17 protein-coding genes are annotated in these 21813 nt (G+C 46.3%); 8 read left to right on the top strand and 9 right to left on the bottom strand.

The annotated features are described in order from the left end of the window. The first annotated feature begins 11 nt into the window (after window positions 1–11). Window positions 12–131 carry a photosystem I reaction center subunit VIII gene (locus ACE1CD_RS06140; RefSeq protein WP_374798984.1) on the top strand — a complete coding sequence of 40 codons (120 nt, stop codon included), beginning with the start codon at window positions 12–14 and terminating at the stop codon, window positions 129–131. A 115-nt stretch (window positions 132–246) separates the two neighbouring features. Here ACE1CD_RS06140 and ACE1CD_RS06135 read toward each other — a convergent pair whose 3' ends face one another. After that, window positions 247–732 (bottom strand): hypothetical protein, encoded by a 486-nt coding sequence (locus ACE1CD_RS06135; protein WP_374822408.1) that lies wholly within the window; start codon window positions 730–732, stop codon window positions 247–249. 120 nt (window positions 733–852) lie between these two features. Here ACE1CD_RS06135 and ACE1CD_RS06130 point away from each other — a divergent pair, with 120 nt between their 5' ends. Together ACE1CD_RS06130 and ACE1CD_RS06125 are read left to right on the top strand one after the other, a co-directional pair. Continuing rightward, window positions 853–1071 (top strand): helix-turn-helix domain-containing protein, encoded by a 219-nt coding sequence (locus ACE1CD_RS06130; RefSeq protein WP_374798980.1) that lies wholly within the window; start codon window positions 853–855, stop codon window positions 1069–1071. A 137-nt stretch (window positions 1072–1208) separates the two neighbouring features. Beyond that, window positions 1209–1403 (top strand): hypothetical protein, encoded by a 195-nt coding sequence (locus ACE1CD_RS06125; protein ID WP_374798978.1) that lies wholly within the window; start codon window positions 1209–1211, stop codon window positions 1401–1403. Here the strand turns inward: ACE1CD_RS06125 and ACE1CD_RS06120 are convergent. From ACE1CD_RS06120 to psaA, 4 genes are all read right to left on the bottom strand, one after another. Next, window positions 1400–1522 (bottom strand): hypothetical protein, encoded by a 123-nt coding sequence (locus ACE1CD_RS06120; RefSeq protein WP_374799178.1) that lies wholly within the window; start codon window positions 1520–1522, stop codon window positions 1400–1402. The two genes, ACE1CD_RS06125 and ACE1CD_RS06120, sit on opposite strands and share 4 nt — an antisense overlap. A gap of 35 nt (window positions 1523–1557) precedes the next feature. Beyond that, complete coding sequence (locus ACE1CD_RS06115) at window positions 1558–2025, bottom strand: hypothetical protein (protein WP_374822405.1); 468 nt, start codon at window positions 2023–2025, stop codon at window positions 1558–1560. Window positions 2026–2235: 210 nt separating this feature from the next. Continuing rightward, window positions 2236–4461, bottom strand: a complete 2226-nt coding sequence (gene psaB, locus ACE1CD_RS06110) for a photosystem I core protein PsaB (protein WP_374798974.1) — start codon at window positions 4459–4461, stop codon at window positions 2236–2238. Between the two features lie 119 nt (window positions 4462–4580). Then, the gene (psaA, locus tag ACE1CD_RS06105) at window positions 4581–6836 is read right to left on the bottom strand and encodes a photosystem I core protein PsaA (protein ID WP_374798972.1); all 2256 of its coding nucleotides are present in this window, start codon (window positions 6834–6836) and stop codon (window positions 4581–4583) included. 492 nt (window positions 6837–7328) lie between these two features. On the opposite strand from psaA, the gene ACE1CD_RS06100 reads away from it, so the two are divergent. Both ACE1CD_RS06100 and ACE1CD_RS06095 read left to right on the top strand, forming a co-directional pair. Continuing rightward, on the top strand, window positions 7329–9554 hold the full coding sequence (locus ACE1CD_RS06100; RefSeq protein ID WP_374822402.1) for a hypothetical protein: 2226 nt from the start codon (window positions 7329–7331) through the stop codon (window positions 9552–9554). 346 nt (window positions 9555–9900) lie between these two features. Continuing rightward, window positions 9901–11430: a thioredoxin-like domain-containing protein gene (locus ACE1CD_RS06095; RefSeq protein WP_374822399.1), complete on the top strand. Its 1530-nt coding sequence runs from the start codon at window positions 9901–9903 to the stop codon at window positions 11428–11430. On the opposite strand, the gene ACE1CD_RS06090 is transcribed toward ACE1CD_RS06095, so the two are convergent. Both ACE1CD_RS06090 and ACE1CD_RS06085 read right to left on the bottom strand, forming a co-directional pair. After that, window positions 11423–12178 (bottom strand): circadian clock KaiB family protein, encoded by a 756-nt coding sequence (locus tag ACE1CD_RS06090; protein ID WP_374798966.1) that lies wholly within the window; start codon window positions 12176–12178, stop codon window positions 11423–11425. The genes ACE1CD_RS06095 and ACE1CD_RS06090 overlap by 8 nt on opposite strands. Window positions 12179–12302: 124 nt before the next feature. Then, window positions 12303–13595, bottom strand: a complete 1293-nt coding sequence (locus tag ACE1CD_RS06085; protein WP_374799176.1) for a type IV pilus twitching motility protein PilT — start codon at window positions 13593–13595, stop codon at window positions 12303–12305. A gap of 882 nt (window positions 13596–14477) precedes the next feature. Here ACE1CD_RS06085 and ACE1CD_RS06080 point away from each other — a divergent pair. The 3 genes from ACE1CD_RS06080 (at window position 14478) to ACE1CD_RS06070 (ending at window position 19815) form a co-directional block, all read left to right on the top strand. Then, entirely contained in the window at window positions 14478–14855 is a 378-nt protein-coding gene (locus ACE1CD_RS06080) for a hypothetical protein (protein ID WP_374798964.1), read from the top strand. A gap of 419 nt (window positions 14856–15274) precedes the next feature. Then, entirely contained in the window at window positions 15275–16405 is a 1131-nt protein-coding gene (gene wecB / locus ACE1CD_RS06075) for a non-hydrolyzing UDP-N-acetylglucosamine 2-epimerase (protein WP_374822396.1), read from the top strand. Between the two features lie 410 nt (window positions 16406–16815). Further along, complete coding sequence (locus ACE1CD_RS06070; protein WP_374822393.1) at window positions 16816–19815, top strand: GDSL-type esterase/lipase family protein; 3000 nt, start codon at window positions 16816–16818, stop codon at window positions 19813–19815. A 203-nt stretch (window positions 19816–20018) separates the two neighbouring features. Here the strand turns inward: ACE1CD_RS06070 and ndhD1 are convergent, their stop codons facing one another. Further along, window positions 20019–21614: a photosynthetic/respiratory NAD(P)H-quinone oxidoreductase subunit D1 gene (gene ndhD1, locus ACE1CD_RS06065; RefSeq protein WP_374798958.1), complete on the bottom strand. Its 1596-nt coding sequence runs from the start codon at window positions 21612–21614 to the stop codon at window positions 20019–20021. Next, a complete protein-coding gene (locus tag ACE1CD_RS06060) occupies window positions 21611–21763 on the bottom strand; it encodes a hypothetical protein (protein ID WP_374822390.1) in 153 nt (50 codons plus the stop codon). The genes ndhD1 and ACE1CD_RS06060 overlap by 4 nt, the downstream gene beginning before the upstream one ends. Between the last annotated feature and the right edge of the window lie 50 nt (window positions 21764–21813).

Raw genomic sequence — 21813 nt, 5'->3', positions numbered from 1 at the left:
GAGATTTTGACATGACAGGTTCATACGCAGCTTCATACTTGCCCTGGATTCTCATCCCCGTAATTACCTGGCTGATGCCTGCGGTGCTGATGGGTTTACTGTTTATCTACATTGAAAGCGATGCTGCTTAATAGCAGTTTCATGAGATTGCCGATTTCACTAAAGTGAAATTCTCAACAATCCCTTGCCTGCGGGTAGGGGATTTTTTGATTAAGTTTTCATACAATTTTGAGCCGATCGCTCAAATTATAGCCAACTTTTCTTTTGTATATAAATGTCTTGTAGATTTTGCCACCCTGTTTCAGACAGCAATGATTTCACTAAATTGACTATTTTGCCCCACTCCAACAGTTCGCTCTCCCAAACAGCTTGTTGAAACTGGTGAGTGTAGAAATTTTGCCAGAATTCTGTTGCCGATTTCTTTAGCCAGCGTTTGTGCCAAAATACGAAATCCGTTACTGTGGGTGGGTTTACTGCCGAAATTGGCGGAAAATCCGCATAACTGACAAATCTACTCACGCCTTTGCCGTGTACGTGAACTACATACCGCAAGCAGGTGATTCGATAAATATCCTCAACATCAATACCGAACATCATCGCAGCGGTTTCTTCTGTGATAAATCTGGCTAATGGATGAAGTATCGGCGACTTATGAACTATTTTTGATTCTCGGATTTGATAACGTGGCAAATCGATCGCACTTGGCAATTCTGGCTCTGAAATTGATACCATAGTGGTTAGCTCCCTTTATTTTTGGGGATTTCAGCGATCGCTCTGGAGTTTGTTATACTATGGAGAGCGATCGCTTTTAAACATATAACTATTAAATCCAAAAATTTGTAAATTGTCAATATGAGTGCAGGCTTGGTAAGGTTGCGAGTCCGAGAGTTAGCAGAAGAAAAGGGTTGGACACTGAAGGAAGTTGCTCAGCGATCGGGAGTTGGCTACACTACCATTAGTAACTACGCCCGTTCGCGTGGTATGGCAATGGTTGACTTTGCTGCCGTACACAAATTGGCACGGGCTTTTGATGTGATGATTGAGGACTTAGTGGAAATTTTGGAGGAGTAAGCGATCGCTTACTCTTTGCATCTTTCATTACTATATCTTTTTCGCTTAAGCGCGTATATACCCGATTGGGCGAATTACTTAACCTTAACGAAGAGATGCTAAGATTTAGGCGATGTAGTTCGTAAACGATTATTTTTGTGCCTAGAGCTAGTACAGCGATCGGCGTTAGTCCGATAATCAAAGATATGGTTCAGAAGAAAGCGCGATCGACTAGATTGACGCTCAAAGAAGTTATCCTTATGGGAATGTTAGCGATCGATGAATTAGATGATAAACGTCGTCAAGAACTAGCTGATAAGGTGCATCAGATGCAAGTTAATGGAGAAATTTAGAAGTAATTAGTTAAAAGGTGCGTGAGATGCGATCGCTCTGAGGTTCTAATTCCATACACTGATAAATACTCCATTTGCGAAGGAATAAGCACGTATTGGGCTGCATATAATCCATTAATAGCAACTGTTGTCGCACTGGGAGGAGTGTCAATGATTACATAGTCAGCATTTTAACCTTGTCCAAAAAATTTATTAAAAAATTTGCTATTGGTTGAACTTTGTTTGGGTTTTCTATCTCGTATTTACACCTTAAGTTTGGTTGCCATTCAGTGTATTCATATATTTCAACTAAAAACGGGTCAACCAGTACTCCAAACCTTGTATGTGAGTATTTGAGGTAAGTTTGTAACTGTAGGCGGGCATCATCATCTATTCTAGTTTCAGCAGTTTTTATCTCAATAAGAAAGTTAATATATCTACTTAAATCCTCTATTAGAAAATCAACCTCTTTTTGCGTACACTCTATATGACCTGTTAAGGCTAGCTTAGGTACTTTTACTTTAAATTCTGGAATCCAATGAGAATAACCACTCTTACGAGGCAAACCAGCTTTCTCTAGCATTGTTTGAACCAGATGCAGAGACACATAAGCTTCATTATTCCACTCTGAAGATAGTTCCACTGCACTTAAAACTCCGACTTTCTCTTTATTATACCCAGCAATCGAGGCTGACTAACACACCTAAGAAGAATTTTAGTTTTCTGATAGATGATTAATTGACTAGATAAAACACTGTATTCGTTTTAATTTACTAAACATATACAAAAATCCCCCGCCCGGAGGCAGGGGATTTTCTAATTACCTAACAACGAGGTTATTCAATTGAGGACATCAACCGAATTTACCAGCAGTAGAGGCAATTAGGAAGGCCGCGTAGGTAAGGACATAACCAACAGCGAAGTGGGTTAAACCAACCAAACGAGCTTGAACGATCGACAGAGCAACTGGCTTGTCTTTCCAACGAACCAAGTTCGCCAGAGGAGTGCGTTCGTGAGCCCAAACGAGGGTTTCGATCAACTCTTGCCAGTAACCGCGCCAGCTAATCAGGAACATGAAGCCGGTAGCCCAAACTAGGTGTCCGAAGAGGAACATCCAAGCCCAGATCGACAGGTTATTCATGCCGTAAGGGTTGTAGCCGTTGATCAGCTGAGACGAGTTCAGCCAGAGGTAGTCGCGCAGCCAGCCCATGAGGTAGGTAGAGGACTCATTGAACTGAGCCACGTTGCCTTGCCAAATACCCAGATGCTTCCAGTGCCAGTAGAAGGTTACCCAACCAATGGTGTTCAGCATCCAGAACATAGCCAGGTAGAAGGAGTCCCACGCAGAGATGTCGCAAGTACCGCCACGACCGGGGCCATCGCAAGGGAAGGCATAGCCGAAGTCTTTCTTGTCGGGCATCAGCTTGGAACCGCGTGCATCCAACGCACCCTTAACGAGGATCAGGGTAGTGGTGTGCAGACCGAGAGCGATCGCATGGTGTACCAAGAAATCGCCAGGGCCAATGGTGAGAAACAGAGAGTTAGTGCCTGCATTGATTGCATCCAACCAGCCCGGTAACCAGACGTTGGCGTGGTTAGGCCAAGCGGTGCTGGCAATACTGTCTGGATTGGACAGCAGCACATTCATGCCATACAGCACTTTCCCGTTAGCCGACTGCACGAACTGTGCAAACACCGGTTCGATCAGGATTTGCTTTTCAGGAGTTCCGAAAGCTACCACCACATCGTTGTGGACGTACAAGCCCAAGGTGTGGAAACCCAGGAACAGAGACACCCACGAGAGGTGAGAGATGATTGCCTCTTTGTGCTGTAGGACTCGATCGAGTACGTTGCCTTTGTTTTGTTCGGGGTCGTAATCACGCACCAAGAAGATAGCTCCGTGGGCGAAAGCACCGACCATGATGAAACCAGCAATATATTGGTGGTGAGTGTACAGCGCTGCCTGAGTGGTGAAGTCCTGCGCCAAGAAAGCGTAAGAAGGCATCGAGTACATATGTTGAGCCACCAACGAGGTGATTACACCCAAGCAAGCTAGGTGCCAACCCAACTGGAAGTGCAAAGAGTTGTTGTAGGTGTCATAAATGCCTTGGTGAGGCATATTGAACGGTCCTTCAACCTTTGTGCCAAAGAAATCTTTGGCATTCATCATTTCCTTGATGCTATGACCGATTCCGAAGTTCGTCCGGTACATATGACCGGCGATGATGAACAGAACTGCGATCGCCAAGTGGTGATGGGCAATATCCGTTAACCACAGGGACTGAGTTTGGGGATGGAAGCCACCCAAGAACGTCAGAATTGCCGTGCCCGAACCTTCCGAAGTCCCGAAGATGTGTCCCGCGGTATCTGGGTTCTGGGCGTACACACCCCAGTTGCCTGTAAAGAACGGAGCCAGACCTGCTGGGTGTGGCAGAGTAGTCAGGAAGTTATCCCAACCTACGTGCTGTCCGCGTGCTTCCGGGATTGCAACGTGAACCAAGTGGCCTGTCCAAGCCAGCGAGCTAACACCGAACAAACCAGCCAAGTGGTGGTTCAGACGGGATTCAGCGCTCTTGAACCAAGAGAGGCTGGGGCGGAACTTGGGTTGTAAGTGCAACCAACCTGCGAACAAGAACACAGCTGCCAGCAGCAGGAGGAACAACGCGCCTTGATACAGGTCATTGTTTGTCCGCATACCGATCGTGTACCACCACTGATACACACCGGAGTAGGAAATGTTTACCGGGTAATCAGCTCCACCTTGGGTAAAAGCTTCTACTGCCGGTGCGCCAAATTGGGGGTCCCAGATCGCGTGTGCTATGGGACGAACATTCAGCGGGTCTTTGATCCACTGTTCAAAGTTACCTTGCCAGGCTACGTGGAACAGGTTGCCGGAAGTCCACAGGAAGATGATTGCTACGTGGCCGAAGTGGGAAGCGAAGATCTTTTGGTAAAGATTCTCTTCTGTCATGCCATCGTGGCTTTCAAAGTCGTGGGCCGTGGCTATCCCGTACCAAATCCGACGTGTTGTCGGGTCTTGCGCGAGATCCTGGCTAAATTTTGGGAATTTAGTCGCCATCTTTAAGTCCTTCTCGCATTTCCTCAGTTATTGTTCATGGTTCGCCATTCATTGCTCCTTATTCGTTATTTTTGTTCATTTCAACGAACTGGGAACAATGAATCGCGAACATGAACTATCTAGCCCAGTGAAAGTGTGCGAGCTAGGAAGAACGCCCATGTGGTTGCGATTCCTCCCAGGAGGTAGTGAGCCACCCCCACAGCCCGACCTTGAACGATGCTCAGGGCACGAGGCTGAATGGATGGAGCCACTTTCAGCTTATTGTGCGCCCACACAATCGATTCGATCAACTCTTGCCAGTAGCCGCGACCGCTGAACAAGAACATCAAGCTGAATGCCCAGACGAAGTGAGCGCCCAAGAAGATCAGACCGTAGGCAGACAAAGCTGTTCCGTAGGACTGAATCACCTGAGAAGCTTGAGCCCACAAGAAATCGCGCAACCAACCGTTGATCGTCACGGCACTTTGGGCAAAGTTACCACCTGCAATGTGAGAGACGGTGCCATCTGGGTCAATAGTACCCCATACATCGGATTGCATTTTCCAGCTGAAGTGGAAAAGTACTACCGAGATGCTGTTGTACATCCAGAACAGACCGAGGAATACGTGATCCCAACCCGATACTTGGCAAGTGCCGCCACGACCGGGACCATCACATGGGAAGCGGAAGCCCAAATTAGCTTTATCTGGAATCAGACGAGAGCTGCGGGCGAACAGAACGCCCTTGAGCAGGATCAGAACGGTAACGTGGATGGTGAAAGCGTGGATGTGGTGAACTAAGAAGTCCGCTGTTCCCAGCGCGATCGGCATCATTGCCACCTTACCGCCTACAGCCACAATTCCGCCCCCAAAAGCATAGCTTACAGGCTGAAGCGCATTGGGAGCTGTAGCACCCGGAGCCAATGTGTGAATATTTTGTACCCACTGAGCAAATACGGGCTGTAGCTGGATCGCCGTATCCGAGAACATATCTTGGGGGCGACCGAAAGCACGCATCGTGTCGTTATGGACGTACAAGCCGAAGCTGTGGAAGCCCAAGAACATACACACCCAGTTCAGGTGAGAAATGATGGCGTCCCGGTGACGGAGAACGCGATCGAGCAAGTTGTTTTGGTGTACTACCGGATCGTAGTCCCGCACCATGAAGATTGCTGCGTGAGCTGCTGCTCCTACGATTAGGAAGCCTCCAATCCACATATGGTGTGTGAACAGGGACAGCTGCGTCGCGTAGTCTATCGCTTGGTAAGGATAGGGTGGCATGGCGTACATATGGTGCGCCACGATGATGGATAGAGAACCCATCCACTGGAGGTTCCAAGACAGCTGAGCGTGCCAGGAAGTTGTGAATACTTCATTCATTCCCTTGTGGCCTTCGCCTGTGAAGGGACCTTTATGAGCTTCTAGAACTTCCTTAAAGCTGTGACCGATACCCCAGTTCGTCCGGTAGAAGTGTCCGGCAATAATCAACAGTACTGCGATCGCCAGGTGGTGGTGTGCTGTATCCGTCAACCACAAGCTACCGGTTACTGGGTTCAATCCGCCCTTGAACGTGAGGAAGTCGGCATACTGACCCCAGTTCAGGGTAAAGAAAGGCACTAAGCCTTGTTTGAAACTGGGATAAATCTGCGCTATCAAGTCACGGTTCAAGATGAACTCGTGGGGCAAAGGAATATCTCCCGGAGCCACACCAGAATCAAGTAGCTGGTTTGTCGGCAACGATACGTGGATTTGGTGACCTGCCCACCCCAGAGAACCGCAGCCTAGCAACCCAGCCAGGTGGTGGTTCATCATCGACTCCACGTTTTGGAACCATTCCAATTTGGGAGCCCGCTTGTGATAGTGGAACCAACCGGCAAACAGCATCAGAGCTGCCATTACCAGTCCACCGATCGCCGTGCAATACAGTTGGAAGGTATTCGTGAAGCCTGCGGCACGCCACATATAGAACAGACCCGAAGTGATCTGAATTCCGTGGAAGCCGCCACCTACATCAGCATTAAGAATTCCTTGACCTACGATCGGCCACACAACCTGGGCACTCGGTTTAATGCCCGTTGGGTTAGCTAGCCAAGCTTCGTAGTTCGAGAAGCGAGCGCCATGAAAATACATGCCGCTCAACCAGACAAAAATGACAGCCAAGTGACCGAAGTGTGCGCTGAAAATTTTACGCGATATATCTTCCAGGTCACTGGTATGGGTATCGAAATCATGGGCGTTCGCATGGAGATTCCAAATCCAGGTTGTGGTTTTTGGACCTCTGGCGAGAGTGCGATCGAAATGTCCGGGCTGACCCCACTTTTCAAAGCTAGTCGGAACCGGATCTTTATCGACTACAACCCTTGCCTTTGCTTCCCGCTCCGGAGGACTTACAGCCATGAAGACTCTCCTCTCTTTTTACAAGGCACGAGCATTGACTCGTCTGAACTCACTCTTGAGGATTGTAAACTGAGGAGCTCCGCTTTGCTTGCAATTAAGACGACTGCCAACTCTTACAAGCTTTTGGGGCCGCTTTAATTGCCTGCGGTAGTTCCTTCTGTTGAATTATAGGACTTGCTTCCCAACCTGTTTGTCAGCACTTAACAATAATTCAAATTGGCTAGAGCGAAGACATACACTAGCTTTTACCCTATAACTATTGGTTAAAAAGTCAAGAGGTATTTCGATTTAGTTAATAAAACTCAATAATTAGTTAAGATTAAGCCTCAAATAAGGGAGCCGAAGGTAATAATTAGAAGTGTTTGAGCCTTTTGGGCTATAGTCTCCTATGGACGGCTTGTAGGGTCGGGTTTAATCCAGAGCCATAAAGGTAAAAAATAACTTATATAAAACCGTCCCAGTTATGTATAGCTTGTTTAGGAGCTTTGTAGCGTGCTTGATACAAACTGGCAGCAAAGGGCTGGAAAAGCGCTCGTCACATCATTCTTAATAGCGGGAATACTTGTTTTGAGTTTGACGGGCTGTGGCGATCGCATATCCACATCCGGGACATCTGACAACTTAAATACCGCACCAAACCAAAACGCACCCAAAATTGCGGAAGTTTCCCCGCCTCAAGTCATTCAAGAGCTGCGTCAGGCATTGGAAACTTACCAGCCCCAGGTAAGTATTGTCAGTCCTCAACCCAACGAGGTTTTAAACGATAACACTCTCACAGTGCGATTCCAAGTGCAAGACCTACCGATCTTCAAAAATCCAGAACTAGGTCTTGGCCCCCATCTGCAAGTCTTCTTGGACAACCAACCCTACCAGACAATTTATGACCCCAACGAGCCTTTAATTTATAGAGATTTAGCCCCTGGTACTCACACACTCAGGGTTTTTGCCTCTCGTCCTTGGCAGGAAAGTTTCAAGAATGAGGGAGCTTATGCCCAAACCACATTCCATATATTTACTAAGACAGATGACAATAACCCCGACCCCAATCTGCCACTGTTAACCTACAGTAGTCCTCAAGCCAATTATGGGGGAGAACCAATCATACTGGACTTCTACCTCACTAACGCTCCACCGCATGGAGTAGCGCAAGAAGATCCTCAAGATAACATTTCAGATTGGCGGATTCGTTGTACCATCAACGGCGAAAGCTTCATCATCGACCAGTGGCAACCAATTTATTTAACAGGTTTTCAACCAGGGAAAAACTGGGTACAACTGGAATTGCTCGACGAACAAGGCAACCCAGTCAAAAACGCCTTTAACAATACAGCTCGTCTAATTACCTACGAACCAAACGGAAACGATACGCTTTCCCGCCTCGTTAGAGGGGAACTTTCAGCTGACGATGCTCGTGGCATAGTCGATCGCAACTATATCCCCAAACAACCAGAACCTGAACCCACACCTGAACCCACAGTAGAAGCCACACCTACACCCGATTCAGCAGTAGAAGCCATACCCACACCTGAGCCAACACCGGAATCAGTACCTTTCGTTACTCCTGTACCCGAAGTTATACCACCACCCGCACAACCACAAGAGGAACCAACAAAAGCAGAAACTGATGCAGAAGCTAGCAAATCCGCCGAAACACAACCAGTAGAATCCAAACCAATACAAACACCCCAAGCGAGTGGATACTTTAATCGCTTTTCGCGTCCAGATAGCATTCCCGAACCAACACAACCTAAAGCATTTGAAAAACCGGGATTTGGCGGATTTTTTAATCGTTTCCGACGTCCGCAAATGATTAAGCCTTCTCCTACACCACCAGAAGCGATCGAAACACCAACGCCTGCGTTAATTCCTACTCCACCAACTCCCTCAACAGAAACTGTACCGACACCGGAAACAGAGGTAGCACCAACTCCCTCAACAAAAACTGTACCGACACCATTACCCGAAACATCCCAAACTTTAGAACAGGATCTGGCTAAATCCGAGCAAGGAGAATCTCAAGATAGCGAAAATGTCGATCGCATCGAAACCACTTCTGCTACCGAGACGTCACCATCTGTAGATTTGCCGCCGACTTTACCTGAAATAATCGAAACCCCTACTCCAGAGCCAATTGCACCTCAAGCAGAGCCATCTCCACTAGAAACCTCTTATCCACCTCAAATTGAGGCAAGTGAAACGAACAGATTAGAAACCACCCCTGTACCCCAAGCAGAAGCAACTGATACAACCAATGGGAAATCGGCGACATCAGATCTAGAAGCAAAATCGAGCGAGTTACCTGCTAGCGAGGCAAGTCCAACTATCCTTGAGGTGGAATCATCACCCAGCTTGCCACCTACACTGCCAGAAATAATCGAAACATCAACCCCTGAGTTGAAAACTCCTGGCCCATCTACTCCTGCATCGGAAACATTAGCCGAATCTAAGGCCGATCGAATTAAAATTCCGGAGGCAAAATCTAATCAACCAGATGTAACGCCACAACAAGCACCCAATCAAGAAAAAATCAACCAATTTTTACGATTCTTCCAGCCCTTTAGGCGTTCACCTAGCTCGGTGTCTACACCTCCAACCGTTCCCAGTTCTCAAATTGAGAAATCAGAAACATCTCAACCAACTTCAGAGGTGTCATCTCCGACAGAACCCTCTGAGGTACCAGCAGATGCTAGAGCAGTTGATGTAGTGACGGAAACTTAGATTACACTTCCGCCACAACTCCCCTTTTTCAGGGTGTATCAACAATCACAGAACTTAGCTAGAACATCTGAAAGTCGGGTCAATTCATGAATTGACCCGACTGCGTAAGCGATCGATAAAATGACTGTAGGCGATCGCATTTATACAGCCCATAAAGCGGATTTCTTCAAGAAATCCGCTTTATATACACAATCGATACAACCGGACATAATATGAAATACGCAACGATCGCAAAATCAGTACACCTACTAGGTAACTTGTAGCCTTAGCCACTCAGAAAAATTTGGGTTAGGTAAAGAAATTTGAAGCTATGCTATGGGATATTGTCCTAATTGAAGGAGATCCTATGGCACCTCGCGTCAGAGCCCCAGAACTGCCTCAAAACTATCCTTGGCTTAATACCGATCGCCCCCTATCCCTCCAGCAACTGAAAGGACGAGTCGTACTACTTGACTTTTGGACATATTGTTGTATCAATTGCCTACACGTTTTACCCGACTTAAAATTTTTAGAACAAAAATATAAAGACAGCCTTACCGTCATAGGTGTCCATTCAGCCAAATTTGAGAACGAGAAAGAAGTTGAAAACATCCGTCAAGCTATCCTGCGCTACGATATCGAACATCCAGTCATAGTTGACAGCGGCTTTAGAGTTTGGGAACACTATGCAGTGAGAGCGTGGCCAACTCTGGTACTCATCGATCCGGAAGGCTACTATGTTGGTAACGTTTCCGGTGAAGGCCATCGGGAAAAACTCGACAACCTGATTTCACAGTTAATACAGACACACCAAGAGAAAGGAACTATTAATTTTCAAGAAATTAGTCTGGCTTTAGAAAAACAGCGACAACCATTAAGCGCACCGCTAGCTTTTCCCAGCAAAGTTTTAGCAAGCGAAAACGGGATTGGCGGTCAGTGGTTGTTTATCGCAGACTCCGGTCATCATCGCATCGTCGTAAGTACTTTAGATGGAGAAGTTTTGCATCTAATCGGTACGGGAAAACCAGGTTTAACCGATGGTTCCTTTAGTGAAGCTCAGTTTTTTGCTCCCCAAGGAATGGCTTTTGATGAAGAAAATCGGATTCTCTACGTTGCCGATACGGAAAATCATGCTTTGCGTCGGATTGATTTTCAAAGCCAAACAGTTGAAACTATAGCAGGCACAGGCGAACAAAGCCATAATATTCCGCCTCACAGCGGAGTTGGTTGGGAAACTCCCTTGAATTCCCCTTGGGATTTGCTCAAACTGGCTAATAGTCTTTTTATTGCAATGGCTGGTTCTCACCAAATTTGGGAAATGCGTCTGGACACAGGGATTGTGCAAACTTATGCTGGTACGGGTGCAGAATCTTGCGTTGATGGCACTCGTCAAGAGTCCGCTTTTTCCCAACCGAGCGGGATTACTACAGACGGTCGAGAATTATATATCGCCGATAGCGAAATCAGCTCGATTCGTGCTGTCGGACTCGGAGACATAGATAAAGTGAGAACTGTCTGCGGTAGTGGGGAATTATTCGGTTTTGGGGATGAGGATGGCATTGGATCGAAAGTAAGACTACAGCATTGTCTGGGTGTAGAATATGCGCCAGATTACCTTTGGGTAGCCGATACTTATAACCACAAAATTAAGCGAGTTGACCCTCACACTGGCAAGTGCCTGACGATGCTAGGCGATGGCAAGCAGCAGTTAAGAGATGGTCAAGGTCTAGATTGTAGCTTTTTTGAACCATCCGGTCTAAGTGCGATCGCAACACATCTTTTTATTGCCGATACGAACAACCATGTTATCCGTCGTGTGGAACTGGATACTCTTAATGTCACCACCCTTCATTTTCCCGGCTTGTGTGCGCCAGATGTCTGCCTTCCTGCTACCTAAGAGTATCTTTTGAAACTAACAGCCACATTATTCTGTCTACATCCTCTATTTCACCGACAATTCGTCGTATCGGTCGAGGCCAAACCTTAACCAGAGTGGGTGTGGCAGAAATCTGGTCAGCTTCTGCTTGTTCTGGATGCTTAAAAACATCAATAACTTTTAGAGTGTAAGGCTGGTAGAGAGATTGCTCTAGAAGCTTATGTAAAGTTTGCAGAATTCGTTCTGTAGTGCTGTTGTGACCGGAAACAAAGAGACGCAGTACGTATCCCTGAGCTTCTGGCGACTTTGGTAAGGGTGAGTAGAGTTCTGGCTGGAAACTGGGATGAAGAAGGCTATTTTCAAACCGTACCACGAGATCGTGTTCTTCCCATAGCTGCGGAAATCGATCGCGATAAGTTCCCAACACCATCGGATCGCACAAGTCTTCATGCCAAGGGGCAGTCTGCCAAACCAATTCCCCGGTTTCAAAGACAGCATTCAGAAGTGATTGATACCGTAAAACCGCTGGATAAGCTTCCGCAGAAATACGCACTTGCTTGTTGCGAGGATCTATCCATCTGTCTATAGTCGCTGTATAGCAAGGTACTAAAAAGTGGGGTGGTTCTGTTAAGCCCAAAATTTCTTGCAATCCGGCACATAAATGCAGATGCCATCGATTCTGCTTGTTTGGATCGATGCAGTAAATGAGATCTCCTCCTGGTGTAAAAAGCGCAATCCCTTTAAAAAGTTGCCCTTTGTCAGCGGTCATTGGTCATTAATTATCGGTCATCAGTTAGCGGTCTTTGGTGCCCAGTAATGAGCTCGGCACAAACAAAGGACAAGAAAAAGAGCGTTCTGAGGAATCCTCCTGAGAACGCCAGCAAATACAAAAATTAGACACGTCCCCGCAGGAATTGAGCCATTTCGTTCGGGGTCGGCGACCTTTCCAACGCTTCCTCTTCGGTAATCCGGCCTTCCTGATAGAGCGCCAAAAGAGCTTGGTTCATGGTCTGCATACCGTCAAATTTAGATTTGAGCATAACTCCAGTGATTTCCTCGTATTTGCCCTGGATGATGTACTCTTTGATCGCATCTGTGTTGATCAGAATGTCATGGTAAGCTGCACGCTTGCCATCGGTGGTTTTGCACAAACCCTGTGCAACTACTGCTACCAGGGATTCTGCGATCGCCACTTTCATAGAATTCTGTTCTTCTGCCGAGTATAGGTTGAGAATCCGTTCAATTGTTTTTACCGCACTGTTGGTATGTAGCGTCCCTGCTACTAAGTGACCCGTTTGTGCAGCTTTAAGCGCCGTGTTAACGGTTTCTTTATCCCGCATTTCCCCTACCAGAATCAAATCCGGGTCTTCCCGCAAAGCCGCTTTCAAAGCGTTATCAAATTTTCGGGTATGCTGTCCTACCTCCCGGTGTTTAATTAGAGATTTTCGACTGACGTGGACAAATTCTATGGGGTCTTCGATCGTGATGATATGCTTGGCCATATTCTTGTTAATGTAATCGATCATGGCCGCCATCGTTGTGGACTTACCAGAACCTGTTGGCCCCGTCACCAAGATCAGACCCTTATGGTAATGACAAATATCTTTAAACACTGGAGGCAAGTTTAATTGCTCCATGCTCAAGATATTGTTTGGAATCAAGCGCATCACCATCGCTGGGCCTCTCATACTACCGAAAACGTTGATGCGGGCCCGCGAGAATTCGTACTGCGTTACTCCATCAAAGTCTAGATGTTCTTCAAATTTCTGAATTTCCTCGTCGCTCATCACCTCCTGCATCCAACTCATAAAAGTTGGATAATCGACTTCGGGGAATTCCGCGAGAATGATGTCGCCGCGCTTGCGAAAGCGCGGTGCTTCACCTACGCCGGCGTGGATATCCGAGATGCCGTTGTCAAAAGCATACTTGACAACTTCTGCTAGAGTTGGCTGCCCTGGAGATCGACCGTTACTTCCCCCTGGTGTCCGTCCGCCTGCGGATGCTGGCGTTGCTGCTGGTGTTGCTGCTGGTGGAGGAGTCGGCTGCTGTCTTGGGGGTGGAGCAGGCGGGGCACTGGCAGCCCCGCCTGCTGTTGGGAAGGGCGGCGGTGGTGGCGCAGCACCCGGAGTCCTTGCTACGGTCGGTGGTGCCCCTGCACCCGGAGGTCGAGAAGTTGTAGGCGGCATACCCGTGCGAGCGGTGTTGGGCATAGCTACAGTTTCTTCTGTTGGTCGCTGAGTTGCTCCAGCAGATGTCTCAGGTCCGGGCATTCTTCTGGCAGGTGGTGGCCCTGGTGGTGGGCCTGGTGGCATCCCACGAGAACCGGGCGGTGGTGGCATGGGGGGGCGCTGTGAGTCTGTCATAGGTTTAGTACTTTACGACGCTGTGAAATTTTTCTGCCGATAGAGCGGACACACTTCTATCTCTTTTAAGTTTTCCCATAATTTGGTACTGTGCATCAGTTTCGTCAAAATATCCGCTAAAATTACAAAAACTAGCTTTTTACAACTTAACTCCCTTCTTAGCCGCCTGGATTACCATTTGTGCGGTTGTGTTTCTGCCATTACAAGCTTATCCTCTGGCTGAGCGATCGCTTACAACTGTTACGTCAGTATTAAGTCCCAAGCTCAGACACAAAGTTAGCTTTGTTTTGGCAGTAGGTATTTCTCTTGTGTTCCTTTGATTTTGCAACAGTTTTCCAGTTTTTTGCAAAACTGATGACAAAATTATGAGAAACGCAGCCGGAACTAATAAGAAATATTAAGGAGTTTAGCAGTATGTCCACCGATTAAGTTTTACTGCCTTGCTCATAATACCTATATCCAAAGACATAGGTTATAGAACAGTTTTTGCCTAAGAGTTACCTCTTTAGGCAGACATAGAATGCAAAAATTTACTGAGATTCTAGTAACGCCAAGAAAACTGATAAAATGTAAAGTTTATTAAAAATATATTCATCTTAACCAAAAGTTTATATATACTAAAAACCACCGAGCTATCAGTCGGAAGTAATAATCCGAATTTTACGTAAATCAGATTTTTTCCTTATTAAGGAAGGAGGAATGACTATGACACTAGCAAAAAGCCAGAATTTAAGCACAACCTATGCCTTTTCTACGATCAAAAGCTTTTTAATCTGGACGTTCACCCTCTCAGTTTGCTTACTGGTAGTTGGTTTTCCGATAGTCATGCTCATGGTTGTTGTAGGCTCTCTGCTATCGATCGCGCTGCAATCGGTTATGCCAGTTAGCGCGGTGTTACTGGTAGCGGGCGGTTTAATTGCCGCTAATGTTCTAGCAGTTATGGCAGGCGCAGCCATGCTTTCCCTGAAAGGCGTTCATCCTCACGAAGTTAAATGGTTAAATTGGTTGCGTGGAGAGGAAAACCTACGTCATAGTTCTGTTTACGCGGCCTGCCCTTTAACGTGCGACATCAATATAAAGTAAACGTCCACGGTTAGCCGTTATTTTAAACGGTTATAAGGCCCGGTAAAACCGGGTTTTTTCATGTGTAGGGAGATCTGCCAAACAGTATGTATAAATCTTATGGCTTGAAATAAGCCAAAAAAGAAAAAATGTTATTTTTTTTCGCTGATAGATTGGAGTGGCTAAGCAAATTACTTCACCCTTGACCTTTTGAGAAATTCTCTAAAATTTATTTCGTAACTGGTAAATGTTTGTAGATTTAAGAAAATATATTTAGCGTTTTATCCTTCGTTACATTCGGTAAAACCCCTATATCTGCTACCAACCTAGTTATTTTATCCACCCAGCGCCCCTCAAATATAAAAATCCGGATTTCTTCCGAGATAGCTGTACCATGATGGCAGACTTGTATTTGCACCTTTGCTAGCCACTCGATTTCAATGTCCCAATCACCCTTCAAGATTTGTATTATCGTGGGAACCCGCCCGGAGGCGATTAAACTAGCTTCAGTGATTCAACACTTCAAGAGTTCCTCATCTTTTGACACGCGGGTGATTTTGACAGGCCAGCATCGCGAGATGGTAGATCAAGTGATGCAACTGTTCGACCTTCGCGCTGATGGGAATTTGGCAATTATGCAGCCCCAGCAAACCTTAACCGATATTACCTGTCGCAGTTTACAGGGTTTGGAAATGTTATTTAGGGAAATGCACCCGGATGTAGTCTTAGTGCAGGGAGATACGACCACGGCTTTTGCAGCAACCCTAGCAGCATTCTACCAAAAGATTCCCGTAGGACACGTAGAAGCAGGTTTGCGGACAGACGATATGTTCAACCCCTACCCGGAAGAAGCAAATCGGCGTTTGATTTCTCAACTAACCCAGCTGCATTTTGCGCCGACTTCGCAAGCTGTGGATAATCTTCGGCGTTCGGGAGTTGTGGGAGAAATTTACCAGACTGGCAATACTGTGATCGATGCTTTGTTGATGGTGGCGGAACGTCAGCCTGCTTGTAACATACCCAATTTAGATTGGCAGAAGTACAGAATACTACTGGCAACGGTGCATCGGCGCGAAAATTGGGGGGAACCCTTAAAGGATATTGCGAAAGGATTTCTGCAAATTTTAGATAAATTTCCGGATACGGCTTTGCTGTTGCCCCTGCATCGCAATCCTACGGTGCGAGAACCGCTACAGGCTATGTTGGGTAAGCATTCCAGAGTATTCCTGACCGAACCTTTGGATTATGGGGAATTGGTAGGTGCAATTCAGCGCTGTTATTTGCTGTTAACAGATTCTGGCGGACTACAGGAGGAAGCGCCTAGCTTGGGGAAACCAGTCTTGGTGTTACGGGAAACTACGGAAAGACCGGAAGCGATCGCAGCTGGGACAGCTAAACTGGTGGGAACCAATCCCACTAATATTTTTGCTGTTGCCAGCGAGTTACTGTCCAATCCCACTGTTTATAAAGCAATGGCAACAGCAATCAATCCCTTTGGGGACGGTCATGCAGCGAAACGGATTTTACAGATTGTCGAGAATTACTGCCAGAGGGCGGCGGCGAGATCCTGAGAATCCCATCTCTGTATAATACTGTTCCGATTAGGTCAAGCTCTCACTTGACTAAGTTGGGTTTTCTTTGCTGAACCCAACTTATTAGTTATTTACTTTGTTTTCCCTTTTCCTCTCTCTTTTACTCAATAGAGAGGAGCGGCTACGTTACAGGTTTCTACGGTCTCTTCATCTCAGCTTTATAAAGTAAGCCAAAAAATCCGCAATATTACGAAGAATTTGTAAAGATACTGCTTCACTTATAGCACTATTTCGTAAGTGTGGCATAAACTAAACTCAACAAATACTGGCGTTCTAATAGTATTTACAGACTTATTTGGGCGTTGATTTAGATTTCCAGAAACTTAGGTTCCTGGTACGTACTGACGCGGCAATTTTTAGCGACAAAAAATTTTTTAGGAGGAAAATTTATGTTACCAAAGATTCTCACAATAGGTGACTCTATCACTCATGGAGTTATTTATCCCAGTAGCGATACAGAGAGCGGGGGATACCGCACAGAACTATACAACTTATTTGCAGCTGATAATTTCAACGTAGACTTTGTAGGCCCCCGATCTAATGGACCGAGTAACATCGATAAAGACCATGCGGGAAATCGCAGTTGGAGAACAGATGAAATTCTTAATGGCAGAGTTTCAGAACCTGAGATTGGCAAACTCGATGATTGGCTGAATGCTTATCAGCCGGATGTAGTTCTGCTAACGATCGGCACCAATGATATACTACAGAATTATGACCTTGGAAATGCAGACGATCGACTCAACGAAATAGTCGATAAAATTACGACGAAATTACCTAATTCACATTTGTTTCTAGGCTCTATTCCCAACTCTTATAAATACGCCGACGATCTGCAACAGGTTGCTAATTTCAACTTCCAAGCTCTCCAAATTGTAAACAACAAAGTCGCACAAGGAAAAAATGTTACTTTTGTCGATATAAACTCCAAGCTAAACCAGAACGATTTAGCCGATAAAATTCACCCGAATTTGGATGGCTATACGAAAATGGGTAATGCTTGGTACGATGCGCTAGTGCCATTTCTGGGTATACAGAAAACCACTCGCGTCCAAGCTGAAAATATGACACTGACGAACTACATTGTCGAATCGCGGAACAGCTCGGCTTTGGGTCAGAAGGTAATCAGTGTCAATGCAGCTACAAACTCCATTGGTACGGCTTCCTTTCAGTTTTCCGGTTCAGCGAATAAATACGATGTAGTCGTCGGTTATTATGACGAAAACGACGGACAAGGACAGCTAAAATTCAAAATAGGCGGGAACCAAGTAGATCAATGGACGCTCAACCAAAACTTGGGCAATGCCTCTCCAAACAGCCAAACAAAGTTACGCCGAACAGTTGCCACGGGAATATCCTTAAATCCGGGAACTGCGATCGAAATTCAAGGCACGGCAAACCAAGGCGAGTATGCACGAATAGATTACGTAGAATTTATTCCCTACTCGAACGCAAGCTTCTCTGCTGCTAATATTACACAAGCCAACGGCACCACTCACACTATTTCTGTTACCTATACAGATGAGGACGGTATAGACTTATCTAGTATCGACAACAACGACATTCGGGTAACTGGGCCAAATAACTTCAATCAACTGGCGACCCTTACAGGAGTGAATCAAAGCAACGGTGCAGTCACCGGCTTTTACCGCATTAACGCTGCGGGGGGTACTTGGGATACAGCCGACAATGGCACTTATACTGTAGCGCTACAGAACAATCAGGTTAAAGATAACAGCAACAACTTCTTCCCAGGCGGAAATTTGGGAAATTTCCAGGTAAATGTGGCTCAGTCTGGCGGAAACATCCGTATAGAAGCTGAGAATATGCAGCGAACAAGCTACCTGATTGAATCAAATACTGCTGCTTCCAACAGTCAATTAATCAGTTTAGGTTCATCGGGTAGTTCAAGCGGTAAAGTAACGAGCAACTTTAGCGGTGCGAGCGGTATATATGATGTAGTAGTTCGCTACTTTGATGAAAACGATGGACAAGCAAGTGTAAGCGCAAAAATTGGCGGTACTCAAATAGCACAGTGGAGTTTTAATCAAAACTTAGGTAATTCTGGCGCTGTCAGTCAAACGGCAGTTACAAAAACGATCGCTTCTGGACTATTTATCAACCAAGGTGCAGCGATCGAACTTCAAGGCATCGCCAACAGTGGTGAGTTTGCCAGGATTGATTATATCGAATTCCTGGCCGCCGGTACAGCGCCACCGCCAAGTGATGTCAGCGCACCGATACTGACCTTATCTGCAACAAACATCACCAACACTAGCAATAGTGCCTACACTTTCACAGTTACTTACACTGATGACCAAGCTGTCGATATTTCCAGTTTGGATAGCAGCGACTTGCGCGTCACTGGCCCAAACGGTTTTGACCAATTGGCAACCTTTGTCAGCGTTGACAGCAACACCAATGGCGCTACCCGCACCGCTACTTACAGTCTTAATGCTCCCGGTGGCAGTTGGGATGCCTTAGACAACGGCAATTACACTGTAGCTTTGCAAGCAAACCAAGTTAAAGATACCAGCGGCAACTTTATTAGTGGTGGAAATCTGGGTACATTTCAAGTGAGCGTACCTCAGCCTAACGGAACTGTCCGTATAGAAGCTGAGAATATGGTGCGGACAAACTATCTGGAGGAGTCAAACAGCGCTGCTTCTGGTGGCAAAGCAATAGGTCTCCCGAAAAGTGGAGCCACTTCTGGTAGCGCCAGCACAAGCTTTACTGGCGCTAGCGCTACCTATGATGTATTTCTGCGATATTTTGATGAAAATGACGGACAAGCAACATTGAAAACTTCGATCGCAGGTACTCAAATAGACCAACGTACCCTCAACCAAAATTTGGGTAGTGCGGCTGCGGATAACCAATCTGCCGTCACTCAAAAGATTGCTACGGCTTTATCTATTAACCAAGGCGCAACAATTCAAATCCAAGGGGTAGCAAACCAAGCTGAGTATGCGCGGGTCGATTACATCGAATTTATCCCTGTACAGCAAGCACCGCTCACGGTAATTAATGGTACTGATTCTGCCGATATCCTGACAGGAAACTCTCAAAATAATACCATTAATGGTTTAGCAGGTGATGATACCCTAATTGGTGGTGCTGGCAACGACAGTTTGAATGGTGGTAGCGGTGCGGATTTGTTCGTATTAGCACAAGGACAAGGAACTGATACCATTGCAGATTTTACAGATAATCAAGATGTGCTGGGATTATCGGGTGGTTTGACGTTCCAGCAACTTTCTATTATCCAAGGTACTGATGTTAACTGGAACAACACTTTAATTAAAATTACAAGTACTGATGAGCTTCTAGCGACTCTGAGTGGGATTCAAGCTAGCAGTATTACGGCAAATGATTTCACTGTGGTTTAGGAGTGCGATCGATTGGATCGGGACTTACGCACGCCGAAGCCAGAAACCGGGGTTCTTCGTCGATATCTAGTTGAAAAAGCAACGATTTTTCTAAGAAACCCGGTTTTTTTGCGTAAGTCCTATGGATAATTTCAATCACCAAAACAAAAAAGCCCCCACTGTGGGGGCTTTTTTGTTTTTACACACTTCAAATTTGCGCGAGATTAATCGCCAATTTGAGGCGCAATCGCCACAGTTTTCAAAGTTGTTGGCAATGTCCTATTTGCTTGTGCTTTTTCAGTCAAACTAGGTACAGAATCTCGAAGTCGTGCCGTCAACGCCACTGTAGTAGCATCGTAGATTTGAGTCAGCATTTTGGGATAGAAACCAATGCCAATAATGGGAACTAATAGAGAGGCAATAATGAACACTTCTCGCGGTTCCGCATCGACCAAAGCTTCATGTTCGACTAACGCTTTGTTTTCCGGGCCGTAGAAAATCTCCCGCAGCATAGACAGCAGATAAATTGGCGTCAAAATCACACCAACCGCTGCTAAGAATACGATCACCACTTTAAAAGTGGAACTGTAAGCATCGCTGGTCGCAAAGCCGATAAATACCATCAACTCTGCCACAAAACCGCTCATTCCCGGTAACGCTAAAGATGCCAGAGAACAAGCAGTCCACATAGAGAAAATCTTCCGCATTTTCTGACCGACGCCGCCCATTTCATCTAACATCAGGGTGTGCGTGCGATCGTATGTTGCCCCCACCAAAAAGAACAAACTAGCGCCGATCAAACCGTGGGAAACCATTTGCAAAACAGCACCGCTTAAGCCCAAATTAGTAAAAGAAGCCATGCCGATCGTCACAAATCCCATATGAGATATTGACGAATAGGCAATCTTGCGCTTCAAATTCCGCTGGGCAAAAGAAGTTAGCGCCGCGTAGATAATATTCACAACCCCCAAAACTACTAAAGCCGGGGCAAACACCACATGGGCGTCAGGAAGAATGCCCACATTCATCCGCAGCAAGGCGTATCCACCCATTTTGAGGAGAATGCCGGCCAGCAACATATGCACTGGCGCGGTTGCTTCACCGTGGGCATCTGGCAGCCAGGTATGGAAAGGAATAATGGGAAGTTTGACAGCGTAGGCAATAAAGAACGCCGCATACATCCACAATTGGAAATTGAGGGCGAAGTCCTTAGCGGCGAGAGCTCTCATATCGAAAGTTACTTTATCGCCGTAAAAGGCCATCGCCAGCGCTGCCACTAAAATAAACAGCGAACCGCCAGCGGTGTAAAGGATAAATTTAGTAGCCGCATAGAGACGTTTCTTGCCGCCCCAAATCGCCAGTAGCAGATAAACCGGAATCAATTCCAGTTCCCACACCAGGAAAAACAGCAGCATATCCTGAACGGCAAAGACAGCGATTTGACCGCCGTACATCGCCAGTATCAAGAAGTAAAACAGCTTTGGCTTCAAAGTCACAGGCCATGCTGCCAAAGTTGCCAGCGTGGTCATAAAGCCGGTGAGAATGATCAGGGGCATGGATAGCCCATCCGCGCCTACCGACCAATTCAAGTCGAGTTGAGGCACCCAGGCATAGCTTTCCGCCAGTTGCAGACCGGGTTCGGATAAATCGTACCCCGTGTAGAAAGCATAAGCAATCAGGGCAAAATCAATCAGCCCTACAGTTAGCGCGTACCAACGCACCGTCTTACCGTCCTTGTCAGGCAAGATGGGGATGAGAAGGGACGCCGCAATGGGGAATAAGATTATGGTTGTCAGCCAAGGAAAATTAGCTGTATTCATTGCCACTCAAGTTTGGAAATACCGAGTCTGGAAGAATGATGAGTTTGGAGTTGAGTAGGTACACCGCAGTGTCCTGCCCGTACCATTTTGAGTTCTAAAGAGGCAGATGAGTATATTTCTTTGGATTTAATTCCAAAGTGTGCGCTCAAAACTACTCCTCCACTCAAAACTAAAATAGGGCGGTCGATCGAAATGTTGG

This window comes from Aerosakkonema sp. BLCC-F183, assembly GCF_041929145.1.
Lineage (GTDB): Bacteria > Cyanobacteriota > Cyanobacteriia > Cyanobacteriales > Aerosakkonemataceae > Aerosakkonema.
The sequence above is the reverse complement of the archived record's forward strand: the minus strand, read 5'-3'. Positions and strand labels throughout refer to the sequence as shown.